The sequence below is a fragment of the Azospirillum sp. TSH58 genome (assembly GCF_003119115.1).
Classification (GTDB): Bacteria; Pseudomonadota; Alphaproteobacteria; order Azospirillales; family Azospirillaceae; genus Azospirillum.
The window spans coordinates 182,260-206,404 of sequence record NZ_CP022363.1 but is presented as its reverse complement, the minus strand read 5'-3'; the positions used below and the strand labels follow the sequence as shown (position 1 = coordinate 206,404).

Sequence of the window (24,145 nt, the reverse complement as noted above, 5' to 3'; positions counted from 1 at the left end):
CATCATGGTTCAGGCGCGTCTGCGTCCGGCCGTCCGCCGTCTTGTCCGCGTCTTGCTTGTAAGGGGTCACGTTGACCAGCATCGAGCCGCCATGGCCATCGGATGAGCGCGCCCGGCTCGCCCGGCTGAAGAGCTACGGCGTGCTGGACACGCCGCCCGAAGCGGCCTTCGACCGGCTGGCCCGGCTGGGCGCCCGCCATTTCGGCGTGCCCATCGTCATGGTCAATCTGGTGGACGAGACGCGGCAATGGTGCAAGGCCGGCTATGGGCTGGACACGATGGTCCTTGAACGACGGCTGTCCTTCTGCGCCCACACCATCCTCGACGACGCGGCGCTGGTCGTGCGCGACACGCGGGAGGACAAGCGCTTCGCCGACCACGAGCTGGTGGCCGGGCCGCCGCATCTGCGCTTCTACGCCGGGGCGCCGCTGATCGCGCCGGACGGGCTGCGGATCGGAACCTATTCCCTGCTCGACCACCAGCCCCACCCGGAATTCAGCGCGGAGGATGAGCGGGACCTGGAGGAATTCGCCCGCCTCGCCATGCACGAGATGGAGTCCCAGGCCGCCCACCGCGCCGCCCAGGCGGCGGAAGCGCTGCTGCGGGACAAGAACGCCCTGCTGGAAAGCCTTCTGGAGAGCGTCACCGACCCGATCTTCGCCAAGGACCGGGACCGCCACTTCACCCTGGTCAACTCCGCGACCGCGCGCCTGTTCGGGCTGACGCGGGAAGAGGTGGTGGGCCTGACCGACGAGGACCTGTTCCCGCCGGAGGAGGCTGTACGGCTCGACGACCTGTGCGGGCGGGTGATCGCCACCGGGCGGGAAGAGACGGTGGAGGAGGAACTGCCCTTTCCGACGGAGGAGGGCACACGCGTTCTGATGATCAGCGTGATGCCGCTGCGCGACGCCTGGGGGAAGGCCATCGGCGTCGTCGGGGTGGCCCGCGACATCACCGCCCGCAAGCGGGCGGAGGAGGCGCTGCGGTCGAGCGAGGCGCGGTTCCGCACGCTGGTGGACAACACGCCGCTGCTCATGTGGATCAACCGTTCGGACGGCACCCCCGAATACTACAACGTGGAGCTTTGCTCCTACACCGGGCAGGACGTCGAGAGCATGTCCACCTGGAAGACCATCCATCCGGACGACCGTCAGGGCTTCATCGCGCTGCGGACGCGCTCCATCGTCGCGGGCACGCCTTATCAGAGCAACGTCCGGATCCGGCGCGCCGACGGGGCGTGGCGCTGGCACCAGTGCCGCGTGGTGCCGGTGCGGGAGAAGGGGGCCATCGTCTCCTGGATCGGCACCGCGGTCGACATCCACGAGATTCGCCGCGCCCAGCAGGCGGCGGAGGAGGCCGACCGCTCCAAGGGCCGCTTCCTGGCGGCGGCCAGCCACGACCTGCGCCAGCCCATGCAGTCGATCCTGCTGTTCGCCGGAGCGCTGGCCCCCCACGTCACCGGCGAGGCCGGGCTGCGGGCGCTGGACCGGCTCCAGCAGGGGCTGGACACGCTGAAGGATCTGCTGGACAGCCTGCTCGACGTGTCGCGCCTCGACGCCGGGGTCGTGGCGCCGCAGATCGAGGAGTTTCCGGTCACCGACCTGCTCGTCCCGCTGTCCGCGGCCTACGCCCCGCTGGCCGAGGCCAAGGGGCTGGACTGGCGGGTCGTTCCCTGCACCGGGACGGTGCGCAGCGACCGCGTCCTTCTGGGGCGGATGCTGCGCAATCTGGTCGACAACGCCATCCGCTACACCGACCGCGGCCGCGTCATGGTCGATTGCCGGCCGCAGGGGACGCGCCTGTGCGTCGAGGTGCACGACACCGGCCTGGGCATTCCGCCCGACCAGCGGGAGCGCATCTTCGAGGAGTTCCACCAGATCGGCAACCCCGAGCGCGACCGCGACCAGGGGCTCGGCCTCGGCCTCGCCATCGTGCGCCGGCTGTCGCGGCTGCTCGACCACCCGGTTGATCTGGTGTCGCGTCCGGAGCGCGGCTCGATCTTCTCCGTCAGCGTTCCGCTGGTTCGCCAGGACGCGCCGCACCCCCCGGCGACCACCCCCCGGACGGTGCGGGCCGACGCCATGACGGCGACCGGAGGCGGGCGGCTGGCCGTGGTCGTGGAGGACGACGCCATCGTTCTGATGGGACTGGCGGCGATGCTGGGCGAATGGGGGTTCGAGGTGCTGTCCGCCGGGAGCACCGGCGAGGCGCTGGAGCGCCTGCGCACGGGCGGGCGGCGGCCCGACATCGTGCTGGCCGATTACCGGCTGCGCCAGGGCCGCGTCGGCACCGAGGCCATCCTGCGCGTCCGCGACCTGTTCGGTGCCGACGTGCCGGGCCTCATCGTCACCGGGGAGATCGGTCCGGAACCGCAGCGCGACGCCGCCCGGCACGGCATCGGCCTGATGCACAAGCCGGTGACCCCCCGCCTTCTCGAAGCCGCGCTCGCCCGCCATCTTGGAGCCATCGGGCCGGCTTGAGCGTTGCTACCACCAGCGGCGCCGATGGCGCCGCCCGTGCGAGGCTTATGGAGGAGACAACAAAGTGCCATCCCTGTCGAAAGGCCTTGCCATGGTCGCCGTCGCGGCGGCGCTGGCCGGGTGCCAGTTTCCCGGCTTCCAGTCGCCGCAGCAGACGGCCACCCTGCCGCCCCCGACCGTGCCGAAGCCGCCGCCCGAGGAGCGCGGGATCTGGATCGTCGGCAGCCCGTCCATGCGGGGGGCGGTCGGCACCGCGGCCAGCCGCTTCAACAGCACGCCCGACACCCAGCCGCGCCTCGTCGCCGAGGGCACGAACGCCGGTTTCCGCAGCTTCTGCGCCGGCGTCGGGCTGGAGCATCCCGACATGGTGGTGTCCGACCGCCGCATCGGGGCGGAGGAGCAGAAACGCTGCCGCTCCAAGGGCATCACGATGATGGAGTACGAGCTTGGCCCCAAGCAGTTCGTCTACGTCAAGGACGCCCACATGATGACCATCCCCGGCGTGCGCGACTTCACGGACAGCTGGGGCGTGAAGGGCAAGCCGGTGCGCGGGGCCTGAGATCAGGCGCCCATGGCCCCCTTGGCGTTGTCGGCCTTGGCGTTGTCAGCCTTGGCGTTGTCAGCGGCGGCCTGCTTGCGGAAGAAATCCACCCCCATCTGGATGCTGCGCCCGATGTTGGCCGCGCGGTCCTCGAAGAAGGCGGCGGCCTCGGGCGTGCAGACCTCGGCCGTCGTCTCGCGGAACAGCTCCAGCCAGCGCTCGAAATGCGCCGGTCCGATGTCGAAGCGGACATGGGCGGGCAGGGGGCGCCCGTCGTAGCGGTGGGTCAGCAGGGCGACCGAGGACCAGAAGTCCATCATCTTCTGCAGATGCGGTTCCCAGTCGGTGATCGCGGCGCCGAAGACCGGGCCGAGCAGGGCATCGTCGCGGATCTTGCCGTAAAAGGTGCGGACTAGGGCTTCGATCATCGCCTCGTCGATGCCGGTCTTGGCGACGCGCTCGGCGATGGTGGCGGACTGGGGCGTGGGAACGGCGGTCTGGTCCAAGGCGGCAGGGTCCTGAAAAGAAACATGAGGCGAACAAGTCCCCGCACCATACGCGTTCCGGTGTCCCGCCGCCACCGGTGCGGCGCTCGTGATCGCCGATCCCTCCTGGGGAACGGTGGCGGGAGGAGGGGGCTTGGTCGTCCCCCATTCTCCCGCCGAGGCCTCTCACCCCCCGATCGCGGAACCGGGCTCCAAGGCGGCCTCCCGGTCCGCTTCCCTGCGGTAGCGTGCGGGAGAGACGCCCATGATCCGCCGGAACGTGGCGCTGAAGGCGCTGTCCGACAGGTAGCCGAGCGAGGCGGCGATGGCCGAGACGGGTTCCTGCCCTTGCCGCAGCCGCGTGGCGGCGAGGCGCATGCGCCAGCGCAGCAGGTAGTCGATCGGGGGCATGCCCACGCGCTCGCGGAAAGCGGCGGCGAAGCTGGAGCGCGAGCGTCCGGCGATGCCCGCCAGCTCCGCGAGCGTCCAGTTGCGGCAGGGCTCGGCGTGGATGGCGCCGAGGGCCCGGCCGATCGAGGGCTCCAGGCTGGCCGCCAGCCAGTTGGCGCCCAGCGGCGGCTGTTCGCTCAGATGCGTCCGCAAGGCGTGGATGAACATCAGCCGCAGCAGGTCGTTGCAGGCGAGCTGGGACCCCGCCGTCCCGCCGCGCCATTCGCGGTCGAGCTGCTCCAGAAGCCAGCCGACCGGGGCGGCCCCCGGTGCGCCGCCGCGGATCATCAGCAGGCGCGGCAGCAGGTCGAACAGCAGGCCGCCGTCCCACCGGTCGAACCGCACGCTGCCGCCGAGGAACCGCACCTCGTCCGCGCCGTCGGGCGCGCCATCCCCCGCATCGACGCGGGCCTCACCGCCCGGCGCCCGGAACACCTCCCGGGCCGGGACGGGCGGCAGATCCGGCGCGCTCGCCAGGACGAAGCCGCCGCGCACCACCACGAAACAGTCGCCGGCGTCGAGGCGCTGCGGCGCTTCCGTCCCGTCCGTTCCGTCCGCCCGAATCCAGCAGGTGCCCGCGGTCACCACATTGAACTTGATGGTGTCCGGAGGCTGGAAGCGGATCGACCAGTCGCCCCGGGCGGCGAGGCGCGCGGAGCACAGGGTCCGGGCCTGCATCAGGCGGAGCACATCCGACAGCACGTCGGCGGGCGCGTTCTGGACGATCACGACAGGATTCCGGACGGGGCTGGATGGATCATCCCGCGCATATAGGCGACAACGGCGTCCGACGCCATGCCTTGCCAGGAGGCCCCCCATGATTTCCCCCGACCAGACACCCATCGGGTCCGGCTTCGGCCCCGCCACCACCGCCGCCGAAGCGGTCCGCGGCATCGATCTCCGCGGGCGGGTGGCGGTGGTCACCGGCGGCTACTCCGGCATCGGTCTGGAGACGACGCGCGCGCTCGCCGAGGCCGGCGCGACGGTGATCGTGCCGGCCCGGGATCGCGACCGCGCGACGACCGCGCTGGCCGGCCTCGACCGCGTCGAACTGGAGACGCTCGACCTTGCGGACGCCGCCTCGATCGCCGCCTTCGCCCGGCGCTTCCACGGGGCCGGACGGCCGCTGTCGATCCTGGTCAACAGCGCCGGGATCATGGCGACGCCGCTTCGTCGCGACTCCGACGGGCGCGAGGGGCAGTTCGCGACGAATCATCTCGGCCATTTCCGGCTCACCCTGGCCTTGTGGCCGGCGCTCCGTGCGGCGGGCGGCGCGCGCGTCGTGGCGGTCTCGTCGCGCGCCCACCAACTCGCCGGGATCGACTTCGACGACCTCGATTTCGAACGGCGTTCCTACGACAAGTGGATCGCCTATGGCCAATCCAAGACGGCCAACGCGCTGTTCGCCGTCGCCCTGGACCGCCGCGGCCGGGAGCATGGGGTGCGCGCCTTCTCGCTGCATCCGGGACAGATCATCACCGAGCTGGGCCGCCATCTGAGCGCCGCGGAGATCGCCGGCTTCGACGCCCTGGACGCGGAGGGGCGCCCGCGCATCGACCCGTCGCGCGGCATGAAGACCGTCACGCAAGGGGCGGCGACCAACGTCTGGTGCGCGACCAGCCCGCGGCTCGCCGGCCTCGGCGGGCTCTATTGCGAGGATTGCGACGTCGCGCCGATCCACGACGCGGCGACGGGACGGCGCGGTGTGCATCCCTGGGCGGCGGACGACGCGCTGGCCGAGCGGCTGTGGCGCGTCTCGGAGACCCTGACCGGCGCCTCCCTGTCCTGACGGGTCGGCCGCGCCGGTCCACCCGCTCCGTTATCGTCCGACGGTCGATCAGGGGGTGGCGGCGAGGCGCCACTGGCCGTCGTCGCCGCGGCAGGCGGTGCCGGTGGCGGATTCCTGGCGGCCGTCGATGGTCACCTTGTGCTGGAACTCCTTGCACTCCCGACCGGCGGAATCACGCCCGGCGCGGATCGGGGTGATGGTGCCGCCGGTGTTGGCGCTGTCCGGGCTGTTCCAGCGGATGGTCTGGCCGACCGGCGCGTCGAGCGCGCGGGTCTCCGCGCTCTGCGCCGCGTCGCGGCTGCCGGGGCTCAGCTGCTCCATCAGGTAGCCGCCGGCGAAGTAGCCGAGCAGGCCGCCGGCGCCGATGGCCAGCAGGTTGCCGCTGCCCTTGCCGATCTGCGACCCGGCGAGCGCCCCGACGGCGGCCCCGCCCAGCTTGCCCAGCAGGTCGTTGTCGATGCCGAAGGTGGTGTTGCCGCCGTTGCCCTGGGGGTTGGTCTGGGTCGGCGCGCCGTAACCGCCCTGGCTGAACACCTGCGCCGCGGCGGGCGCGGCGGTCAGGGGAAGGGCGACGGACAGGCCAAGACAAAGGACCGAGGCGAAGCGAATCCCGGACAGACGGACAGCAGGCACGTCGGCTACTCCTTTATTGCAACGCGACCGTCATCTGAGCACCGCGGCCCCGTTCAAGGTTGGGGCAAAAGGGCGACAATGACCTTTCAGAGACGGCCCTGGACAGAAATGGCAATCGTCAGGCGCTCTTCAACTCCGGGCAGGCGTCCGCCACGCTGCCGCCCAGCGCCTTGCGGACGGCGCGGGCGAGGTCGCGGTCGCGGTAGGGCTTGATCAGGAACTCCGCACCCGGCCCCTCGCCGGTCAATCCGCCGGCCACGCCATGGGCGTAGCCGGAGGCGTACAGCGCCTTCAGGGCGGGATGGCGCCGCTGCGCCTCCTGGGCGAGTTCCAGCCCGTTCATGCCGCCCGGCATCACCACGTCGGTGAAGAGCAGGTCCACCCGCGGCTCCCCGGCCAGCACGGCCAGCGCCTCCGGCCCGTTCTCCGCCTCGACCACGGTGTAGCCCAGATCCTGGAGGGTCAGGACGGCGACCTGACGCACGTCGCGGTCGTCGTCCACCACCAGGATCACCTCGCCCTGGCCGGGCAGCGGACCGCTGTCCTCGCTCTCCTCGCACGCCTTCGCCCGACGGGCGGCCACCGGCGCGCAGGGCAGATGGAGGTGGAAGGAGGTGCCGCGCCCCGGCTCGCTCTCCACCCGGATCAGCCCGCCCGACTGCTTGACGAAGCCGTGGATCATGCTCAGCCCCAGCCCGGTGCCCTTCCCGATCTCCTTGGTCGTGAAGAAGGGCTCGAAGGCGCGGGCCAGGACCTCCGGCGGCATGCCGCAGCCGGTGTCGCTCACGGTCATCCGCACATAGCGTCCGGGGTTCAGCTCGGCATCCCCCTCCTCGGCCTCCACCATCGCGGTGGCGATGGTCAGCTTTCCGCCCGCCGGCATGGCGTCGCGCGCGTTGATGACGAGGTTCAGCAGGGCCGACTCCGCCTGCGTGCGATCGACGAGCGCCGGGCACAGCGACGGCGCGCTGTCGATCTCGACGGTGATCGCCGAGCCGAGCGTGCGCTCCATCAGCTCGCCCATGTTGCGGACCAGCGCCTCCATGTCCACGCTCTCGGGGTGGAGTTGCTGGCGCCGTGCGAAGGCGAGCAGCCGACGCGTCAGGTCGGAGCAGCGCAGCGACGCCTGAAGGGCCATCTCCACCCGCCGCGCCGCCTTGGGGTCGTCGAAGGCCATGCGGCCCAGCCGCTCCAGGCTGCCGATGACCACGGTCAGCATGTTGTTGAAGTCGTGGGCGATGCCCCCGGTCAGCTGCCCGATCGTCTCCATCTTCTGGACATGGGCGAGCTGCAGCTGAAGCTCCCGCGTGTCGGTGACGTCCAGCACCGTGCCGCACAGCTCCGGCGGGCGGCCGTTCTCGCCCGGCAACAGCATGGCCTTCTCCAGAAGCGTGCGGTACTGCCCGTCGGCGGCGCGCCAGCGGTACTCGACGGTGGACACGCCGCCCTGCCGCATCGCCTCGAACTGGACGGCGGCGCGCTCGCGGTCGTCGGGATGCAGGCGCGATTCCCAGAAGCCGCCGTCCGTCAGGAAGCGTTCGGCGGGGAAGCCGAACAGCGCCTCGACATTCTCGGTGACGTAGCGGAAGGGCGTGCCGCGCTCCGGTCCGGCGGTGTAGAGCAGGATCGGCAGGGAGCGGGCGATCATCGCCTGCCGCTCCTCCGACCGGCGCAGCGCCTGCTCGGCCTCCAGCTTCTCGGCCCGCACGCGGTAGTTCTCGGCCATCAGCCGCTCGCGCAGGGCGGCCTGGCGCTTGACCTCCTCCGTCTTGCGGTACAGCTCGACGAAGACGGTGACCTTGCTGCGCAGGATGACCGGGTCCACCGGCTTGAACATGTAGTCGACCGCCCCCGCGGAATAGCCGCGGAAGATGTGCATCTCGTCCTTGTTGATGGCGGTCAGGAAGAGGATGGGGATGTGCCGCGACTTGCGGCGGTTGCGGATCAGCTCCGCCGTCTCGTAGCCGTCCATGCCCGGCATGTGGACGTCCATCAGGATCGCCGCGAAGTCCTGGTCGAGCACGCGCTTCAGCGCTTCCTCGCCGGAGCGGGCGAGGATCACCGTGGCGTCCAGGTCGGCCAGGGTCTCCCGCATCGCCAGCAGGTTCCGGGGATCGTCGTCCACCACGAGCACGCGGACCTCCGGCGGGGGCAGGGTGGCGTCCTCGATCTCGGCGAAGCTCGGGATTTGGGTGTGGGGCATGGGCGTCTCCTCACTCCCGTCCGGCATCGTGGCGCGCGGCGCCGTCATCGCCCTGCCGGCGCCCGGCCCAGACCCGCAGCAGCGACAGCAGGTGATCGATGTCCACCGGCTTGGCGAGATAGTCGGTCGCCCCCGCCTCGATGCACTTCTCGCGGTCGCCCTTCATCGCCTTGGCGGTGACGGCGATCACCGGCAGGCCGCGTCCCGCCGTGGTTGCGCGGATTTCCCGGATGGTCTGGTAGCCGTCCATCAGCGGCATCATGATGTCCACCAGCGCCACGTCGAGGTCGGGGTGCGCCTTCAGCAACTCCAGCCCCTCCGGCCCGCTTTCGGCGTGCAGCACCGTCATGTCGTGGGCCTCCAGGACGCTGGCGAGCGAGAAGATGTTGCGGAAATCGTCGTCCACGATCAGCGCCTTGCGCCCCGCCAGCACCGGGTCGCGCTGGCGGATCTGGTCGAGCGCGTTGCGCTTGTCGTCGGGCAGCCGGTCCACCGCCCGGTGCAGGAACAGCGCCGTCTCGTCCAGCAGCGAGTCCGCGGAATGGACACTGCGCAGCACCACCGTCTCGGCCAGCCGGCGCAGCCGCGCCTCGTCCTCCGGCGCGATGGCGTCGCTGACATAGGCGACGACCGGCATCCAGGCGGTGGAATCGCGGGTGCGCAGGCTGTCGATCAGCTCGAAATCGCTGGGCTGGGGGATCGTCAGGTCGAGCACCATGCAGTCGAACCGCTCCTGCGCCAGCAGGGCGCGGGCGGCCTCGGCGGAGGTGACGGTCCTGATGTCGATGTCGTCCCCGCCCCCGCTTCCGCCCCCATTGCCGCCCTTGTCGTGGTCGATCAGGCCGGCGATGCCGCCGGTCTCCGGGTTGGGCAGCTTCTCGACGATCAGCAGCCGGCGCTGGTGGCGCTCCACGAAGCCCTTGACCTTGGCGAGGGCGGCGAAGATCGCTTCGCGGTCGGCCGGCTTCTCGGTGTAGTCGAAGGCCCCCATGGCGAGGCCGCGGCGCCGCTCCTCCTTGGCGGAGATGACGTGCACCGGGATGTGGCGGGTGTGCGGGTCGCGCTTCAGCAGGTCGAGCAACGCCCAGCCGTCGATGTCCGGCAGGCCGATGTCCAGCATCACCGCGTCCGGACGGTATTTGCGCGCCATCGGCATGGCCGGGCTTCCGGCGTGGGAGAGGATCGCCTTGAACCCCTTCTCCCGCGCCAGATCGACCAGGATCGAGGCGAATTTCACGTCGTCCTCGACGATCAGCACCACCGGGTCGCCGGGGCGGATGCGCTCGCGGTCGTCGGCGACGGGGTGGTTCTGCGGCAGCGCCAGCCGTTCCTCCGGTCCCGGCACGACGATGGGCCGTGTCGGCGTGGGGAAGGGGGCCAGTTTCGGCGCCGGGTCGCCGTAGCGGGCGATGTCGAACGCCATCGGCACGTAGAGCGTGAAGGCGCTGCCCGCCCCGGACTCGCTCTGCACACGGATCTCGCCGCCCAGCAGGCGGGCGATCTCACGGCTGATCGACAGGCCGAGGCCGGTGCCGCCGTATTTGCGGCTGGTCGTGCCGTCGGCCTGCTGGAACGCCTCGAAGATGATGCGCTGCTTGTTCTCGGGGATGCCGATGCCGGTGTCGACGACGGTGAAGGCCAGCACCCCCTCGGCCGCGTTCAGCACGGGGTGGGCGGCGCTCCAGCCCTCGCTCGCCAGCCCGACCCGGAAGGTGACGCCGCCGGTCTCGGTGAATTTGAAGGCGTTGGACAGCAGGTTGTTCAGCACCTGCTCCAGCCGCTTCTGGTCGGTCTGGATGGCCGCGGGCAGCGGCTGGGTCATGTCGATGTCGAAGCGCAGCCCCTTCTCCTCGGCCAGCTGGGCAAAGGTGCGTTCGACATGGCCGCGCAGGTCGTCCAGCACCACCGCGCCGATCTCCAGCGTGACCGTGCCGGATTCGATCTTGGACAGGTCCAGGATGTCGTTGATGAGGTTCAGCAGGTCGGACCCGGCGGCATTGATCGTGCGGGCGAACTCCACCTGCCGGGGGGTCAGGTTGTGGTCGCCGTTGTCGGACAGCAGCTTGGACAGGATGAGCAGGCTGTTCAGCGGGGTGCGCAGCTCGTGGCTCATGTTCGCCAGGAACTGCGACTTGTATTTGGAGGTGAGGGAGAGCTGTTCCGCCTTCTCCTCCAGCGCCTCGTTGGTCTGGCGCAGCTTCTCCTGCTGGGCCATCAGCAGCTCCTCCGACTGGCGGAGCGAGGCGGCCTGCTGCTCCAGCCGCTCGTTGGTAGTCTTCAGCTCCTCCTGCTGGCTCTGCAACTCGGCGGTCAGGCGCTGCGACTGCTTGAGCAGCCCTTCGGTCCGCATGTTGGTGGCGATGGTGTTGAGGACGATCCCGATGCTTTCCGTCAGCTGCTCCAGGAAGGAGCGGTGCGTCTCGCTGAAATGGCCGAAGGAGGCCAGCTCCAGCACGGCGTTCACCTCGTTTTCGAACAGCACGGGCAGGACGATGATGTTCAGCGGCGCCGCCTCGCCGAGGCCGGAGCTGATCCGCACATAGTCCTTCGGCACGTTGGTCAGCAGGATCGGCTTCTTCTCGTGGGCGCACTGGCCGACCAGTCCCTGCTTCAGCGTGAAGCGGGCGCCCAGCCCGTCGCGCTCCTTCAGGGCGTAGCTGGCGACCAGATCGAGGACCGGCTCGTCGCCCTCGCGGCTGGTGACGTAGAAGACGCCGTGCTGGGCGTTCACCAGCGGCGCGATTTCCGACAGGATCATGTTGGTGACGGTGACCAGATCGCGCTCGCCCTGGAGCATCCGGGTGAACTTGGCGATGTTGGTCTTCAGCCAGTCCTGTTCCGCGTTCTTCTGCGTCGTGTCGCGCAGATTGCGGATCATCTCGTTGATGTTGTCCTTCAGCGCCGCCACCTCGCCCGACGCCTCCACGGCGATGGAGCGGGTGAGGTCGCCCTTGGTCACCGCGGTCGCCACCTCGGCGATGGCGCGCACCTGGGTGGTCAGGTTGGCGGCGAGCTGGTTCACGTTGTCGGTCAGATCGCCCCACACGCCGGTGGCGCCGGGCACCTTGGCCTGACCGCCCAGCTTGCCTTCGATGCCGACCTCGCGCGCCACGTTGGTGACCTGATCGGCGAAGATCGCCAGCGTCTCGATCACGCCGTTGATGGTGTCGGCCAGCGCCGCGATCTCGCCGCGCGCCGCCACGGTGAGCTTGCGCTTCAGGTTGCCCTCGGCGACCGCCGTCACGACCTCGGCGATGCCGCGCACCTGACCGGTCAGGTTGGCGGCCATCATGTTGACGTTGTCGGTGAGGTCCTTCCAGGTGCCGGCGACCCCCTTCACCTGGGCCTGACCGCCGAGCTTGCCTTCGGTGCCGACCTCGCGCGCCACGCGGGTGACCTCGCTGGCGAAGCTGTTGAGCTGGTCGACCATCGTGTTGATGGTGTCCTTCAGCTCCAGGATCTCGCCCTTCACGTCGACGGTGATCTTGCGCGACAGGTCGCCGTTGGCCACCGCCGTGGTCACGTCGGCGATGTTGCGCACCTGATTGGTCAGGTTGCCGGTCAGCAGGTTGACGTTGTCGGTAAGGTCCTTCCAGGTGCCGGCGACCCCCTTCACCTGGGCCTGCCCGCCCAACTTGCCCTCGCTGCCGACCTCGCGCGCCACGCGGGTGACTTCCGAAGCGAAGCTGTTGAGCTGATCGACCATCGTGTTGATGGTGTCCTTCAGCTCGCGGATTTCGCCCTTCACGTCCACGGTGATCTTGCGCGACAGGTCGCCCTTCGCCACCGCCGTGGTGACCTCCGCGATGTTGCGGACCTGACTGGTCAGGTTGGTCGCCATCGCGTTGACGTTGTCGGTGAGGTCCTTCCAGGTGCCGGCGACCCCCTTCACCTGGGCCTGCCCGCCCAGCTTGCCTTCGGTGCCGACCTCGCGCGCCACGCGGGTGACTTCCGAGGCGAAGCTGTTGAGCTGGTCGACCATCGTGTTGATGGTGTCCTTCAGCTCGCGGATCTCGCCCTTCACGTCCACGGTGATCTTGCGCGACAGGTCGCCGTTGGCCACCGCCGTGGTCACGTCGGCGATGTTGCGCACCTGATTGGTCAGGTTGCCGGTCAGCAGGTTGACGTTGTCGGTAAGGTCCTTCCAGGTGCCGGCGACCCCCTTCACCTGGGCCTGCCCGCCCAACTTGCCCTCGCTGCCGACCTCGCGGGCGACGCGGGTGACCTCGCTGGCGAAGCTGTTGAGCTGGTCGACCATCGTGTTGATGGTGTCCTTCAGCTCGCGGATTTCGCCCTTCACATCGACGGTGATCTTGCGCGACAGGTCGCCCTTCGCCACCGCCGTGGTGACGTCGGCGATGTTGCGCACCTGGGCCGTCAGGTTGGCGGCCATCAGATTGACGTTGTCGGTGAGGTCCTTCCAGGTGCCGGCGACGTCCTTCACCTGGGCCTGCTCGCCCAGCTTGCCCTCGATGCCGACCTCGCGCGCCACCCGGGTCAGCTCCGCCGTCACGGTGACGAGCTGCTCGACCATCCGGTTGACCGTCCGGGCGGTGTGCAGGAATTCGCCCTGGAGCGGGCGCCCGTCGACCTCCAGCGGCATGGACTGCGACAGGTCGCCCTTGGCGACCGCGCCGATGACGCGGGCCATCTCCTGGGTCGGCTGCGTCAGGTCGGTCACCATGGCGTTGACGCTGTCCACGCAGGCGCCCCAGCCGCCCGACGCGGTGGGCAGGCGGACGCGCTGGCCGATACGGCCCTCCTTGCCGATGGCGACGCTGACCCGGCCGACGTCCTCCACCAGGGCTTCGTTCATCTCCACCACGTCGTTGAAGGCGGCGGCGATCTCGCCGTCCAGCCCGTCCAGGTCCAGCGGCAGGCGCACGGAGAAGTCGCCCTTGCGGAACTGGCGCAGCGCGCGCAGGAGAAGTTGTGGGGAAAGCCGGTCGTGAGCGTCCGTCATCGTCATGACGCGATGGTCCCTAAGAAGTCCAGGCCTGTGTCTCGGTTGTCCCCTTGCGCACGGTCGGCGCGCGCCCGGCGGAACGCCGGAATGGCCGCGCGCCGGAGCGGCGCAGCCATGGGACGGCAAGCGGAAGGCGGCGGGAGCTAATGCCGGGGGGCGGCGTTGTTGAGCAGGGTCTTCAGCTGGCGCTCGTCGTAGGGCTTCTGGATGAAGCCGTGCGGGCCGGCGGCGCGGGCGCGCTCCAGCAGGACGGGATCGCTGGCCCCGGACATGAAGATGCTGCCCACGGCGAAGCGCTCGCGCAGCGCCTGCGCGGTCTCGATGCCGTCCTGCGGACCGGCGAGGCCGATGTCCACCAGGGCCAGGGCGGGGCGCTCCCGCTCCGCGATCTTCAGCGCGTCGGCGGCGTTGGCGGCGACGCCGCAGACCTCGTAGGACAGCTCCTCCAGCATATCGGTCAGATACATGGCGACGATCGTCTCATCCTCGACGACCAGGACCCGCACGGGGGCGGCTGCGGCGGGTGCGGTCCCGTCCGCCCCGGCCCGTGGTGACCTGTTGATCGGGTTGGTCATCCCTTATCCCTCTTGTCGTTCTGCCGGCTGCGGTGCCGGGACGGCGCTGGTGAGACGCCCATCCTGCCCGCCGCCGGAACCCGAGCGGAGACGTCGGATACCGGCGAAGCTGACCGGGACGAGTAGCACGGAGGGGTGAGGCAATTAAGGGAGAAAAGGTCAAATACCCCCTACAGGTTATGCCCAATAGAGTGAGCGCTCTCCAAAAGAGGGCGCGCCTATTCCTTAGCCTCGATGTGGAATAGCACGAATCGGGAGCGTTTGGGGCGTCTTTGCTTTGCGTCGATTGAAATACACGGCGCAAATGCGCGGCTGCCATGTCGCGATGTGCGGACTTCTTAACAATTTTTCAAGCAATTTTACGCGTAAGCTTGTTTCTGTCCACGAGGCGGGCGTGGAGTCGACCATTGGGGTGCTGGGGACCGGGATGAGCGTTGCCCCGACAAACGGGCCGGGCGATGGAGCGGAGCTGAGCCTGGAGGATCTGGCGCAGGCCATCCGAGCCCACCGGCTCTATCTGGCGGCGCGCCCGAACGGCCTGCGTCTTCAGATGAAGGCGGCGGACCTGACCGGCTTCGACCTGTCGGGGCTGGCTCTGTCGGACGCCATCCTGACCGGAGCGAATTTCCGGCGCAGCGTTCTCCGGCGCTGCAATTTCGATGGGGCGGATCTGTTCGGCGCCAGCTTCGTGTCCGCCGACCTGCGGGAGGCCTCGCTGGTCGGGGCGGACATGCGCGGGGCCAACTTCACCAAGGCGTGCCTGCGCAACACCCTGTTCGAACGCGCGGACCTGCGCCCGGGACAGCTCGTGCTGTGGAAGGACCGGCGCAAGGCCCGGCAGGAGGCGGCGCTGCGGGAAGCCGTCCTGGTCAACGCGAATTTCACCGACGCCGACCTGACCGGCGCCAACCTGACCCGCGCCAGCCTGGAAGGGGCGGATTTCAGCAACGCCGCACTGTTCGGCGCCAATCTCAGCGGCGCCGATCTGCGCGGCGCCGATTTCAGCATGGCGAAGCTGAAGGGCGCCATCCTGAACAACGCCGCCGTCGCCGGCGCCACCTTTCAGGGCGCCGACCTGCGCGACGCCGAACTGCGCAACGTCGCCATGGCCACCGCCGACTGGGCGGAGGCGCGGATGATGGGCGCCATCTACCACCGCAACCAGTCGGACTTCCCGCCGGAAATCCGGGAGGGGCTGGATGGCCATGTCCGGTGGATCAACAGCAACGGCAAGCAGGGCAAGCGGTTCGACGTGTCCGACGCGGCCTTCGTCGGGACGGATTTCGACGGCTGCGACCTGAGCGGGGCGATCTTCCGCAACTGCGACTTCACGCGGGCGACCTTCCGGGACAGCAAGCTGCAGATCGCCCAGTTTCCCGGCTGCCGCATGCGCGAGACCTGTTTCGAGAATTCGGAACTGTCCGGCGCCAGCTTCGAAGGCTGCGACCTGACCCGCGCCATGATGCGCAACGCGGTGATGCGCGCCATCGAGCTTCTGTCGGCGAGCGGCGAATCCACCGGGCGCATGTGGCCGACCAATCTGCGCAACGCCCAATTGGCCGACAGCGACATCCGCGGCGCCGATCTGCGGGGCGCGCGGCTGACCGGGGCGGACCTGACCAACTGCAATCTGTCGGGCGCCGACCTGCGCGACACCGACATCGACAAGGCCAACACCACCGGAACGACGCTGGTCCATTGCCGGTTGAAGTGACCGCGAAATTTAATCCCGAAAAATTTTCGCAAAGAGTTGGTCATTTTGTCGCAGGGCATGCCCTCTGCCCATTCCCGGCATTGTGCATGCCAGCATACCAGGATTAAAACGCCGGCCGAGGTGGCGGCTGGTTTCCCATGCCGCTTGTCATGATCAAGACGAAGTAACGGGCCGGCAGTCGCCGCGCGCCGAAGCGACGAATATTGTTCATGGCAAAGCGAAGAACGCAGGACGTCCTGCGGGCTTTGGGTGGTCGTGCCTGTCTTTTAGGCATTGGAAATCGAGGATAGCGCAATGAAGCGTCGTGTTGCCGTTCTGGCCTTCGGCCTGTTCGCCACCCTTCCCGGCATCGCCTCGGCGCAGGACGCCGATGCGGGCGAGAAGGTGTTCAACCAGTGCAAGGCTTGCCACACCATCGAGGCCGGCGGCCCCAACCGCGTCGGCCCGAACCTGCACGGCGTCGTCGGCCGTCCGTCGGGCTCCATCGAGAGCTTCAAGTACTCCGACGCGATGAAGGGCGCCGGGCTCACCTGGGACGAGGCCAATCTCGACAAGTATCTGACCGATCCGAAGGGCACCGTCCCCGGCAACAAGATGGCCTTTGCCGGCGTGAAGAACGAGCAGGCCCGCAAGGACCTGATCGCCTTCCTGAAGAAGAACAGCTGACGCGTCCGACAGACGATGCCCAGTGCGGCCGGGAGGGGCAGCGGCCCCTCCCGTGACCGGCGCCCGATGGCGCCGGCCACCGCTGCGTTCCTTTGGTGGGAGGACAGGCGGTTGCCAGGACACACCCGTTCGGGCAGGCCTGTCCGCTCCCCGGCTGTCCATCCTATGAGGATGGTTCCGATCAACCTGCCCTTGTGGGCAGGGCACCCGTAAAAGCGCCCATTGCCAGGCACAAGGAGAACGACAGGCTGTTGGGGGTCCGGTGCGTCCCAACGCAAGATTGCATAACGGGAGGTCGGAATGCCCATGCTGCGAACCGCGGCCCTAGCCGCCGTGTCCATCCTCGCGCTCGCCGCCTGCTCGAGCGAGCCGGGGCTCGTGCCACCGATGGGCAACTCCGGTGCCTCCGCGTCCCAGGTGGGAAGCGCCGGGTCAGGCGCCTCCTCGACGCTGACGGTGGCGGACCAGTCCTTCCTGACCCAGGCGGCCTATGGCGGCTTCGGCGAGGTGGCGATGGGCACGCTGGCCCAGCGGCAGGCGTCCAGCGCCACCGTGCGCGACCTCGGCCGGCGCATCGCCGCCGACCACACCCAGGCCAACCGGGATCTCGCCCGGCTCGCCCAAGCCAAGGGCGTCACGCCGCCCACCGCCCCGGACCCCGGCCGGCAGGCGGTCGCCGACGCGTTGGCCTCGCTTCAGGGAGCCGCGTTCGACCGGCAGTATCTGCAGCAGCAGATCGCCGAGCACGAGGTGTCGATCGCCCTGTTCAACGCGCAGGCCCAGGGTGGGACCGACCCGGACATCCGGGCCTTTGCCGCCAAATGGCTGCCCGGTCTGCAGATGCACGCGCGCGACCTGCGCGCGCTCGGCAGCCCGCTGGCGCAACTGCGGTAGCGGCCGGGATTCCGCGGTCAAGCCCGGCGGATCGGCCGCGGGCTTGACCCGATCCGCCTCAGGCGACCGCGGGAAGCGGGCGCAGGCCGGCGGTGAGGCGCTGGACATCCGTGGAGAACCGGTCGGCGATGTCCGGCGTCAGCTCGAACCGGACATGCAGATCCTGCTCCTTGCCCCCCAGCACCGCGAAGGGGATGGAGACGGCGCAGCCGGGAATGGTCAGCACGCCGCGGCTGCCCACCTGCGACCGGTCCAGGCCGCGGATGGTGGCGCCGCCTTCCGACAGGTTGGTGAGCTGTCCCGACAGCGATCCCACCGCCCCGGCGACGGTGCAGGGCAGGTTGACCTCGAAGCGCGGGGCGCGGCGGCGGTCCACCTCCGGCGTGGCGGTGCGCACGGCGCGCACCAGCATCTCGCGGAGATGGTCGATGCTCCCCGCCACGTCGGACGCGACCCGGCGCACCTCGTCGGCGCGGCTGCCGGTCACCGCCGCTTCCTCCGACACATGGGCGATGCGGGATGACACCTCCTGCGCGGCGGCGGCGGTCTGGCCGACGTTGCGGGAAATCTCGCTGGTCGCCGCCCCCTGCTCGTCCATGGCGCTGGCGATGCTGCTGGCGACCCCGTCGATCTCGGTGATGGTCCGCCCGATGTCCTGCACCGCGTCGACGGCCCCGGCGGTCATGCTCTGCAGGTCGGTGATCTGGCGGGAAATCTCCTCCGCCGACTTGGAGGTCTGGGTGGCGAGGTTCTTCACCTCCTGGGCCACCACGGCGAAGCCCTTGCCCGCCTCGCCGGCGCGCGCCGCCTCGATGGTCGCGTTCAGCGCCAGGAGGTTGGTCTGGCTGGCGATGTCCTGGATGAAGGTGGCGACCTCCCCGATGTGGCCGATGGCCTCGGACAGGGACAGCACCACGTCCTCGGTCTTGCGGCCGCTTTCCACCGCGCGGCGGGAGATCTGGCTGGCGAAGGTGACCTGGCCGGTGATCTCGGCGATGGAGGCGGTGAGCTGGTCGGTGGCCGCCGCCACGGCCTGGGCGTTGCCCAGCGCCTGTTCCGCCGCCGCCGCCACGCTCTGCGAGTTGGCGGAGACGGTCTCGGCGGAGCTGGCCATCGCCTGGGCGTTGCTGTCCATCGAGACGGAGCGCTCGGCGACGCGGTCCACGGCGGTGCGGGTTTCCTGCTCCACCGTGCGGGCCATGGATTCCAGGGCGGCGATCTTGGCGGCCTCGGCCTCGCGGCGCTCACGCTCCTGCGCCTCGCGCAGGCGCTGGTTGTCGATGCCCTTCTGGCGGAAGACCTCGACCGTCTTGGCCATCGCACCGATCTCGTCCTGGCGGTCCAGGCCGGGCACCGTCACCTCGTAGCGCTCGTCGGCCAGTTGGAACATGGTGCCGCGGATCTGGTCCAGCGTGCGGAACTGGCGCCGGACCACCAGCAGCATCACCAGGGCCATGCCGACGGTGATGACCGCCGCCACCTGGATGACGTTGGGAACCACCTCCTCCAGCACGCGCAACGCGACACTCTTCTTCAGGCCGACGAACAGGACGCCGATCACCTCGCCGTTCTGGTCGATGATCGGGTCGTAGGCGGTGAAATAGGCCTCGCCCAGGATGTCGGCCTCGCCGCGGAAGGGCTCCTTGCCGTCGATGACGGCGCTGTAGACCGGGCCGCGGGCCAGCTTCGTCCCGACGGCCCGGCTGCCGTCCGGGTTGTGGATGTTGGTCGCCACGCGGGTGTCGCCGCGGAAGATGGTGGCCACGCCGCCGGTCACGCTGCGGACGGTGTCGACGATGTCGTTCGCGCCGTCCAGCTTGACATCGTCGATGTAGAGCGCGCCGTCCTTGAGCCGGTACTCGGACCCCCGCTGGTCGAGCAGCATCCGGAAGTTGGTGATCGCCTGCTCCCTCCGCTCCGCAGCGTCGTTGCTGATGCTGGCGGTGATCTTGGCGATGGTCGCGTAGGTCAGCGCGCCGGACAGGGCAATCAGGCCGAGCGTGCACAGAATGGTCAGCTTCGTCGCAAGGCTGAGCGTCCGGAGGGGATTCATCGGCCGAAAACTCCTTGAAAAACCGTCGGATCGTCCCGGATGCACCGGGAGGGCGGGCATTCGTAACCTTTGTCGCGTATTTGTAACAAATAGTTTTAGCAACCTCGGGACGCACCGGCTCCCTGCAATGTGAAGGTGTCGTTGCGGCGTTGGTCGCCCGCCTGGAGGAAAGTGATTGTATTATCAGGCTTATCGACCGCGTTCCTTTTTGGAGGTGCACAAATTAAACCATCTGTTAATCATGAAGTGGGACAGCATGCCGCATGCGAATTCCTTTTAGAGATACCTTTGGTATGGCGGAGATGTTATCGGTTGGTGCTCGTTCATTACAGAATACAAACATTCGCCATGCCGGACACCCTGCGCGCCCTGGACGTCACCAAGACCGCCTATTTCGATCTGGGACCGGAGGCGGTCGGCAGCCTGCAGCAGGCGTCGCCGATCATCGCCAGGGCCCTTCCGGGGATTCTGGACCGCTTCTACGCCCGCACGTTGTCGCAGCCCGAACTGGCCGCCCTGTTCGCCAACCCGGCGCAGGTCGAAGGGGCCAAGCGCGCCCAGATCGCCCACTGGACCCGGCTGTTCGAAGGCCGCTTCGACGACAGCTACAAGGAGTCGGTGCGCGCGGTGGGCATCGCCCACCACCGCATCGGGCTGAGCCCGAGCTGGTACGTCGGCGGCTACGCCTTCATCCTGGGCGAGATCATGGCCGCCCTGGCGCAGAGCATGGGCGGGACCCTGCTGACCGGTGGCCGGCTCGGCTCCATCGTGACCATGCAGCGCGCCGTGGTCTCGGCGGTGCTGATGGATCTCGACGCCGCCCTGTCCGTCTATTGGGACCGCCTGATCGACGAGCGGCTCCAGGCGGTGGACGCGATGGTCGATTCCATCGATCACGAGGCCAACGACGTGGTCGACAGCGTCGCCAGCTACACCGCGGACCTGCGCCGCACGGTCGGTGACCTGGACAGCGTCTGCGCGGCGGTGAAGGACAGCATCGCCGGCACGTCCGCCGACACGGCCGAGGCGCTGGACGCCGCCCAGACCGTCGCCGCGGGGGCGGAGCAGCTCCAGGCCGCGGTCGGCGAGATTTCGGTCCAGGTCAGCGGCGCGTCGCGGATCGCCGGCGAGGCGGTGGAGAAGAGCGGCGAGGCCCGCCAGATCATGGCGCAGCTCAGCACCGCGGCGCAGGAGATCGGCGGCATCCTGAACCTCATCCGCGCCATCGCCGGGCAGACCAACCTGCTGGCGCTGAACGCCACCATCGAGGCGGCACGTGCCGGGGAAGCCGGCAAGGGTTTCGCCGTGGTGGCCACGGAGGTGAAGAACCTCGCCGGCCAGTCGGCCAAGGCGGCGGACGAGATCGCCGCCAAGGTCGGCGCCATCCAGGCGGTGGCGGAGCAGGCGATCACCGGCATGGACGGGGTGGCCACCACCATCACCACCATGCAGGAGATCAACGCCTCGATCGCCGCGGCGGTGGAGGAGCAGTCCTCCGCCTCGCGCGAGATCGCCCGCAACATCGGCGAGGTCGCCGGCATCTTCCGCGATATCACCACCCGGATGACCGAAGTGGGCGGCGAGACGCAGCGGGCCACCACCGTGGCCTACACGGTCGGTGAAAGCGCCAACCGCATGCAGGAGGCGCTGGACACCCTGCCGTCCCTGTTGGCGCGGGCCATCCGCACCTCCTCCGATCTGGCGAACCGCCGCCACACGCGCCGCCGTCCGGTGTTGCTGGACGGCAGCGTGGACCAGACGCCGGCGCTGGTCCGCGACATCTCCGAATGCGGCTGCTACGCCGAGACGAAGGGGGCGGCGCCCACCGGTGGGCAGGTCACGGTGTCGCTTCCCGGCTACAAGCTGTCCCTGCGCGGCTCGGTGGTGGCGCGGCACGACAACCGGCTGCACATCCGTTTCGACGAGCGGAAGATCGGCCGCGAGGAGGTGGACCGCATGAGCCGCGACGGGGTCGGCGAACTGGTCCGGCTGGCCAAGCAGGACCACCTCGCCTTCGTCGAGAAGATCATGGAGGCGGTGGGCGGGCAGCGGACGCTTCTGCCGGCGGACCTGTCCACCCATCACTCCTGCCGCCTCGGCCGCTGGTACGACAGCGTGAACGATCCCCGGACGATGCGCCTGTCCACCTACAAGGGCATGGCCACGCCGCACCGGACCGTCCATGAGTCGGGCCGCGAGACGCTGCTCGCCCTCCAGGCCGGCAACCGGATGGAGGCCGAACGCCACGCCGCCGAGATGAAGCGGGCGTCGGTGGAGGTGATCCGCCTGCTGGACGAGATGGAGCGCGACTTCGCCCAGACCCTCGCCGAGGCCGCGGAGTAGCCGGCTCCTTTGGAACGGGCGGTCCCGCCGGACGTCAGCGCCCGGCGGCCTCCGGGGGGGCTTCCGGCGCGGTGTTCTCGGGCGGCGGCTCGTCGAAGGTGGACAGGCGTCCGGCGAGGCCATTGGAGTCCTTGGCGGCGGTCTCGTGGGGCGGCGTTGCGGCGGGTGCTCCTGCCGTCCCCGACGCTGCCGTCCCCGATCTGGCGTCGTCACCGGTGTTCAGGATGACCGGCAGACCGTCCCGCCCGCCGATGATGATGGTCTTGGCGTTCGACGAGGTGGCGAAGGCCCGCGTCGCCTCGATGCCGCGCAGGCGCAGATACTCCGGCGTGATGTTGCGGGCGACGATGTCCTGGAAGTCGCGCACCCCCTCCGCCTCGATCCGCTTGCGGTCGCGCTCCTTGATCTCGCGGGCGATGCGGAAGTCGTATTCCTCCATGATCTGCTGCTGCTCGATCTTGCGGTCGATGGCTTGACGGACCAGCGGCGGGAAGCTGACGCCGGCCACCAGCACATCCTCCACCCGGATCATCACGGAGCTGTAATCGTCCGCTATGGCGCCGGGGGGAAGCTTCAGCGCCTGCAGATCGGTCGGCGGCGCCGGGAACTGCTTGCGCGCCTCGGTCAGCAGGAAGCCTTGGATGTCCGCGCGGTTGATCGAATAGAAGTTCTCCGGATTGTGCTTCGACACGAATTCGTAGATGAGGCTGGCGATCTCCGGATGCACCAGCTTTTCCGCGTAGTCGTCCCCGGCCAGCTTGTGAAGCAGACCGGCGGCGGGCGGGTTGACGCGGTAGCGCAGAGCCACGGTCACCGTCATCGACATGCCGTTGGCCGCCACCGCCTCGTAGGTGCGGGTGTCGGTGTGCAGGCGCACGTCGTACATCGTCACCCGGTCCCACGGGAAGATCAGGTGGGTGCCTTCGCTGTAGACCCGGTCGGTGACCGTGCCGCCGAAGAAGCGCAGCCACAGCACGCCGACATGGCCGGACGGCACCTCGACGAAGACGGCGGGCGCGATGGCGAGGAAACCGAGGATCAGCGTCAGAGTCAGCGCGTAGATCGACACGCTGCGCCGCTTCAGCCAAAGGCCGGCGCGCTGCGGCAACGGCGCGCGGGCGATGCCTTCGCCGGCGGACTGGTCCAGCGTGGTCATCGCGGTCTCGTCGTCAGCATCTTCTCACGTTCCCGCGTGCTGGGGCGCCCCACCGCCTGGATCACGAAGTTCACCGGCGGGGTCAGGAAGAGGGCCAGCAGGAAATGGCCGATGAAGCCGATCGTGGTGTTGCGGCCCATGACGGCGCACACCAGACAGGCGAGGAGATAGAGCATGACGAGAACGAGGGGCATGCGCGTCCGGCCTTGGAAGGGGAGCAGGCGGAGGGGTGAGGGCGACCGGAAGGGAGCGGGGAAGCGTGGAGGCATCCCCGCCCATCCTCCTTGATCCGCGGTGGCGTCCGGGTGCCGCGGTCAGGCGGCGGCCTCGGCCGCCTCCGGCGCGGCGCCCTTGCGGCGGCGGGCCTCCTCGAACTTCTCGCGGAAAAAGGCCTTCACCTTTTCCGGCTGGAAGGTCAGGAAGGTGCCGCCCGACGCGAAGTGCTGCTGGAAGACCTTGCCCAGCGCATAGGTGAAGGCGCTGTTGAAGGCCGGCTGGGTGGCCAGCCGCGTCACCGTGCCGATCACCGGCACCGACCGCAGGGCCAGGTTGAACGCCATGGAGCCGAGCAGGCCGCCGGCCAGAGCGGTCGGGGCGACCGTGGCGAACAGCGTGCCGACCGCGGAGCGGCCGATGTCGCCGCGGAAGTCGACGCCGTGCAGCTCCGACAGCTCCTTGAGCAGGCGGAGCTGGACGACGGCGAGCGCCGCGGTGTCCACGAAGTTCAGCGGGATGACGCCCGCCGCCGCGGACAGCAGCACATGCTTACGGATGATCTCCGCCGCCTGCGCCTCGGTGGAGGCCGGAGCGGCCGGGGGGGCTTCCGGAGCGGATTCGGACGTGCTGGGGGCCGTGCTGGCGTTTTCGGGGGCGGCCGTCACGGCCTCCGGAGCCGGGGTGGGAGCCGGGGTGGCCGCCGTTTCCGGCTTCGCCTTGCCGCCCGGTGTATCCTTCTCACTGACCATGCTGTGGTGCTCCAAAAAGGGACGTTGTCGAGAGAAAATCAGCAATGAACGCCGTGCGCCGGGATGGTGCGCGGCGACAGTCGGCCCCGAAGGCCGGGCAAACGCATTTGGAATCTCCCCCCGCCTCTGGGGAGAAGGCTAGGGAAGGCCAAATGCGACGACCCCGACCCCGAAGGGACGGCCCGCTCCGAAAACGCCGCCGGTGGTCGCCGGCGGCACCGTCATATGGGCT

The 24,145-nt window shown here is 69.3% G+C and carries 17 protein-coding genes; 7 read left to right on the top strand and 10 right to left on the bottom strand.

Annotated features, from left to right (window positions below; translation table 11 throughout):
- Positions 1–71: 71 nt before the first annotated feature.
- Positions 72–2,480 carry a PAS domain S-box protein gene (locus tag TSH58p_RS00870; protein ID WP_109072773.1) on the top strand — a complete coding sequence of 803 codons (2,409 nt, stop codon included), beginning with the start codon at positions 72–74 and terminating at the stop codon, positions 2,478–2,480.
- 64 nt (positions 2,481–2,544) lie between these two features.
- Positions 2,545–3,039: a substrate-binding domain-containing protein gene (locus tag TSH58p_RS32855; protein WP_158282671.1), complete on the top strand. Its 495-nt coding sequence runs from the start codon at positions 2,545–2,547 to the stop codon at positions 3,037–3,039.
- Between the two features lie 2 nt (positions 3,040–3,041).
- On the opposite strand, the gene TSH58p_RS00860 is transcribed toward TSH58p_RS32855, so the two are convergent.
- Complete coding sequence (locus TSH58p_RS00860; protein ID WP_109072771.1) at positions 3,042–3,527, bottom strand: group III truncated hemoglobin; 486 nt, start codon at positions 3,525–3,527, stop codon at positions 3,042–3,044.
- Positions 3,528–3,692: 165 nt separating this feature from the next.
- Complete coding sequence (locus TSH58p_RS00855; RefSeq protein WP_109072770.1) at positions 3,693–4,685, bottom strand: AraC family transcriptional regulator; 993 nt, start codon at positions 4,683–4,685, stop codon at positions 3,693–3,695.
- Positions 4,686–4,773: 88 nt separating this feature from the next.
- On the opposite strand from TSH58p_RS00855, the gene TSH58p_RS00850 reads away from it, so the two are divergent.
- Entirely contained in the window at positions 4,774–5,745 is a 972-nt protein-coding gene (locus TSH58p_RS00850) for an oxidoreductase (RefSeq protein WP_109072769.1), read from the top strand.
- 48 nt (positions 5,746–5,793) lie between these two features.
- Here the strand turns inward: TSH58p_RS00850 and TSH58p_RS00845 are convergent, their stop codons facing one another.
- The 4 genes from TSH58p_RS00845 to TSH58p_RS00830 all read right to left on the bottom strand — a co-directional run bounded on the left by TSH58p_RS00845 (position 5,794) and on the right by TSH58p_RS00830 (position 14,122).
- Entirely contained in the window at positions 5,794–6,378 is a 585-nt protein-coding gene (locus TSH58p_RS00845) for an RT0821/Lpp0805 family surface protein (RefSeq protein ID WP_109072768.1), read from the bottom strand.
- Between the two features lie 118 nt (positions 6,379–6,496).
- Positions 6,497–8,581: a response regulator gene (locus TSH58p_RS00840; RefSeq protein ID WP_247874315.1), complete on the bottom strand. Its 2,085-nt coding sequence runs from the start codon at positions 8,579–8,581 to the stop codon at positions 6,497–6,499.
- Between the two features lie 10 nt (positions 8,582–8,591).
- Positions 8,592–13,544 (bottom strand): HAMP domain-containing protein, encoded by a 4,953-nt coding sequence (locus TSH58p_RS00835; protein ID WP_109469104.1) that lies wholly within the window; start codon positions 13,542–13,544, stop codon positions 8,592–8,594.
- A gap of 146 nt (positions 13,545–13,690) precedes the next feature.
- Positions 13,691–14,122: a response regulator gene (locus TSH58p_RS00830; protein WP_109068394.1), complete on the bottom strand. Its 432-nt coding sequence runs from the start codon at positions 14,120–14,122 to the stop codon at positions 13,691–13,693.
- Positions 14,123–14,516: 394 nt separating this feature from the next.
- Between TSH58p_RS00830 and TSH58p_RS00825 the strand changes: the two genes are divergently transcribed.
- The 3 genes from TSH58p_RS00825 (at position 14,517) to TSH58p_RS00810 (ending at position 17,396) form a co-directional block, all read left to right on the top strand.
- Complete coding sequence (locus TSH58p_RS00825) at positions 14,517–15,836, top strand: pentapeptide repeat-containing protein (protein ID WP_247873860.1); 1,320 nt, start codon at positions 14,517–14,519, stop codon at positions 15,834–15,836.
- Between the two features lie 294 nt (positions 15,837–16,130).
- Positions 16,131–16,502: a cytochrome c family protein gene (locus TSH58p_RS00815; RefSeq protein WP_109068397.1), complete on the top strand. Its 372-nt coding sequence runs from the start codon at positions 16,131–16,133 to the stop codon at positions 16,500–16,502.
- A gap of 300 nt (positions 16,503–16,802) precedes the next feature.
- Positions 16,803–17,396 (top strand): DUF4142 domain-containing protein, encoded by a 594-nt coding sequence (locus tag TSH58p_RS00810; protein WP_109068398.1) that lies wholly within the window; start codon positions 16,803–16,805, stop codon positions 17,394–17,396.
- Between the two features lie 58 nt (positions 17,397–17,454).
- On the opposite strand, the gene TSH58p_RS00805 is transcribed toward TSH58p_RS00810, so the two are convergent.
- Positions 17,455–19,449 carry a methyl-accepting chemotaxis protein gene (locus TSH58p_RS00805; RefSeq protein WP_109068399.1) on the bottom strand — a complete coding sequence of 665 codons (1,995 nt, stop codon included), beginning with the start codon at positions 19,447–19,449 and terminating at the stop codon, positions 17,455–17,457.
- Between the two features lie 348 nt (positions 19,450–19,797).
- Here TSH58p_RS00805 and TSH58p_RS00800 point away from each other — a divergent pair, with 348 nt between their 5' ends.
- Positions 19,798–21,792, top strand: coding sequence for a methyl-accepting chemotaxis protein (locus tag TSH58p_RS00800; protein WP_109068400.1), 1,995 nt, complete (start codon positions 19,798–19,800; stop codon positions 21,790–21,792).
- Between the two features lie 34 nt (positions 21,793–21,826).
- Here the strand turns inward: TSH58p_RS00800 and TSH58p_RS00795 are convergent, their stop codons facing one another.
- From TSH58p_RS00795 to TSH58p_RS00785, 3 genes are all read right to left on the bottom strand, one after another.
- The gene (locus TSH58p_RS00795; RefSeq protein WP_109068401.1) at positions 21,827–22,948 is read right to left on the bottom strand and encodes a prohibitin family protein; all 1,122 of its coding nucleotides are present in this window, start codon (positions 22,946–22,948) and stop codon (positions 21,827–21,829) included.
- Positions 22,945–23,142, bottom strand: coding sequence for a hypothetical protein (locus tag TSH58p_RS00790; RefSeq protein WP_040136327.1), 198 nt, complete (start codon positions 23,140–23,142; stop codon positions 22,945–22,947). Before TSH58p_RS00790 ends, TSH58p_RS00795 begins: the two co-directional genes overlap by 4 nt.
- A 120-nt stretch (positions 23,143–23,262) precedes the next feature.
- Positions 23,263–23,913, bottom strand: a complete 651-nt coding sequence (locus TSH58p_RS00785) for a YcjF family protein (protein ID WP_109068402.1) — start codon at positions 23,911–23,913, stop codon at positions 23,263–23,265.
- Positions 23,914–24,145: the final 232 nt, after the last annotated feature.

Coding starts and splice junctions, on each gene's coding strand:
- TSH58p_RS00800 (WP_109068400.1), top strand. CDS start 19,798: ATGCCGGACACCCTGCGCGCCCTGGACGTCACCAAGACCGCCTATTTC.
- TSH58p_RS00815 (WP_109068397.1), top strand. CDS start 16,131: ATGAAGCGTCGTGTTGCCGTTCTGGCCTTCGGCCTGTTCGCCACCCTT.
- TSH58p_RS00810 (WP_109068398.1), top strand. CDS start 16,803: ATGCCCATGCTGCGAACCGCGGCCCTAGCCGCCGTGTCCATCCTCGCG.
- TSH58p_RS00840 (WP_247874315.1), bottom strand. CDS start 8,581: ATGCCCCACACCCAAATCCCGAGCTTCGCCGAGATCGAGGACGCCACC.
- TSH58p_RS00835 (WP_109469104.1), bottom strand. CDS start 13,544: ATGACGGACGCTCACGACCGGCTTTCCCCACAACTTCTCCTGCGCGCG.
- TSH58p_RS00850 (WP_109072769.1), top strand. CDS start 4,774: ATGATTTCCCCCGACCAGACACCCATCGGGTCCGGCTTCGGCCCCGCC.
- TSH58p_RS00795 (WP_109068401.1), bottom strand. CDS start 22,948: ATGACCACGCTGGACCAGTCCGCCGGCGAAGGCATCGCCCGCGCGCCG.
- TSH58p_RS00805 (WP_109068399.1), bottom strand. CDS start 19,449: ATGAATCCCCTCCGGACGCTCAGCCTTGCGACGAAGCTGACCATTCTG.
- TSH58p_RS00830 (WP_109068394.1), bottom strand. CDS start 14,122: ATGACCAACCCGATCAACAGGTCACCACGGGCCGGGGCGGACGGGACC.
- TSH58p_RS00785 (WP_109068402.1), bottom strand. CDS start 23,913: ATGGTCAGTGAGAAGGATACACCGGGCGGCAAGGCGAAGCCGGAAACG.
- TSH58p_RS00790 (WP_040136327.1), bottom strand. CDS start 23,142: ATGCCCCTCGTTCTCGTCATGCTCTATCTCCTCGCCTGTCTGGTGTGC.